At 44.0% G+C, this 2307-nt stretch carries 1 protein-coding gene and 1 pseudogene; both read right to left on the bottom strand.

All coding sequences use genetic code 11. The annotated features are described in order from the left end of the window. A partial coding sequence (locus BM607_RS21550; protein WP_071940714.1) for a methyl-accepting chemotaxis protein occupies positions 1-1610 on the bottom strand: 1610 nt, incomplete at its 3' end. A gap of 400 nt (positions 1611-2010) precedes the next feature. Beyond that, positions 2011-2307 (bottom strand): annotated as a pseudogene (locus BM607_RS21545) (chemotaxis protein); the annotation flags it as partial.

Here is a 2307-nt window from a genome sequence, read left to right as displayed (position 1 = left end):
CTGTGACCCGCTAATGCTTGGCTGCTTTCCATCAAGCTGACGGCTCTGGCGGTTGTGCGTTGCAGTGTTTCAATCGTAGTATGCACTTCTTGAGTCGAATCTTGAGTACGGCGCGATAACACGCGCACTTCATCGGCGACCACGGCAAAACCACGACCCTGCTCACCAGCACGCGCCGCTTCAATGGCAGCGTTAAGCGCCAACAAGTTGGTTTGTTCTGCAATCCCTTGAATCGTCGCCAGGATGCTCGAAATGGATTTAGCGTGACGGCTCAAGTCTTCAATGACATCCGTTGCTTGAGCGACTTCATCAGCCAAGGAGTTGATCGAGTTACGGGTTTTATTGACTAACTCTTTGCCCTGTAAACTGCTCGCTGCAGATTGTTGAGCCGCCGTTGCCGTGTTTTCAGCATTGGCCGCAATCTCATTGGTCGCACTCGCCATTTCTGTTACTGCGGTCGCGACCATAGCCACTTCCTGCTGCTGACGTTGTAGTTCTGTCACTGAGGTTTGTGTGGTGGCCAGACTACGTTCAGCATCGGCATCTAACTCATTCGCTAACTGGCGAATATGGCTGATCAGCTGATGTTGACTGCCGACAAAACGGTTAAAGCTATCGGCAAGTACACCCACTTCATCTTGAGTGTCGACTGAGATACGCTGAGTTAAATCACCATTACCATCCGCAATACGCGCCAGTGCCTGCGAAACTCGGCTCAAAGGACCAAGCAGGACACTTACTAACCAAGAAATGGCTAATACACTTAAAATCAACACGAGTGCAGATAGCCCAAACTGAGTGAGTAACAAGCTCGACAGTGGCGCTTCTAGCGTTTCCTTATCAAGCACTAGCACTAATTCCCAATCTGTATTAGGAATATCGACGCCCCAGACCAATTTGTCACGGGCTTCACCTTCAAAATACATAGGCAACAAAGTGCCCGTAGTACGGCTCAACTCCGGTAAGTTATTATTCAGCTCGTTGTCGATTTCACCTATAGGTTTCATCGTCTTAGCTTGATCTTTATAAGCGATAACTGTGCCATCTTTGTGCATCATGATGGCATAACCGTTTGCAGGTAACTTCATCCGATTAACTTCTTCAATGAGATTACTAATCGACAAGTCTCCTGCAATGACTCCACCGGCAACTGGTTCTGCCAAAGTCACCACTAGAATGTTAAAAGCAGTATCAAGATAAGGTCGAGTTAATACACTTCCACCGGTTCGCATAGCCTCTTGGTACCAAGGACGTGTACGAGGATCATAATTTGTATAGTCAGTTGCAGGCTCTGAGTCTCTCATATTGCCGTTTGACTCACCAAAATATGTCGATTCAAACCCTCCCGATTGCTTAGCCTGTTTCATTGCTTGCACAATGTCATTATTGCGTTGCCCAGCAAGACCTTTAACAATTTTCTGCCGACTTGCAAGCCACTCACCAATCAATAACGCTTGCTGATCTCCAAGACGTTGAGCCTGCTCTAAATTCACATCTAACAGTACTTTCTTCTGACTTGTATAGCTTTGCCAAGATAACAATAAAATAACCGCTGAGAGAGCGAGAATTACGGACAAAAGGATTTTTTGTCTTAATGAATATGATTTCATAATATATTTCACGAATAAAAACGGGATAATTATGCTGACCAGAAATAATTACCATTCCTAGTAGCGCTTAGTTTACTTAGATACGTAAAAATGACGGCGAATACATTTACTCTTGCCCGCAAAAATAAACAAATTCACAATAAAAGCCAAGATAGAACAACGTACATATCTGAGCGCCGGCCTCTTATTTAATAGGAAACCTAATTTAGGCATATTTAAATATGCACTATAAATTGCATGGGATTTAAAAATCGCATATTAATGCTAACAGTTACGAATTAAATTCAACTTAAATAGAAATGAGTTGTAAAAACATTTAGCTTAAAAATAATAAAAGTGCCATGTGTATTACATGGCACTTTTATATCAAGATCAAATCATTCGCTATTTTAAGCTTAGACTACAGAATAAAGGTCGCGACTTGTGCATTAAGATCATTAGCACGGGCTTTTAATCCACGCGCCTGTGCCAAATCAGCCATGGCCGATGCGGTGATCTCATCGGTTACATCTTTAATCGCAACGGTGTTTTGGGTAATTTCACCCGTCACTTGAGTCTGCTCTTCCGCTGCGGTAGCAATCTGGCCTGCCATATCTGAAATCACGTTGACCGCTTGAGTTATTTCTTCAAGGGCTTTCGCCGCCGCATTCGCATCTTCAACACTGTGACCCGCTAATGCTTGGCTGCTTTCCATCAA

Origin of the sequence: Shewanella sp. SACH (assembly GCF_001887095.2) — a bacterium.
GTDB classification, from domain to species: Bacteria; Pseudomonadota; Gammaproteobacteria; order Enterobacterales; family Shewanellaceae; genus Shewanella; species Shewanella baltica.
The sequence above is the reverse complement of the archived record's forward strand: the minus strand, read 5'-3'. Positions and strand labels throughout refer to the sequence as shown.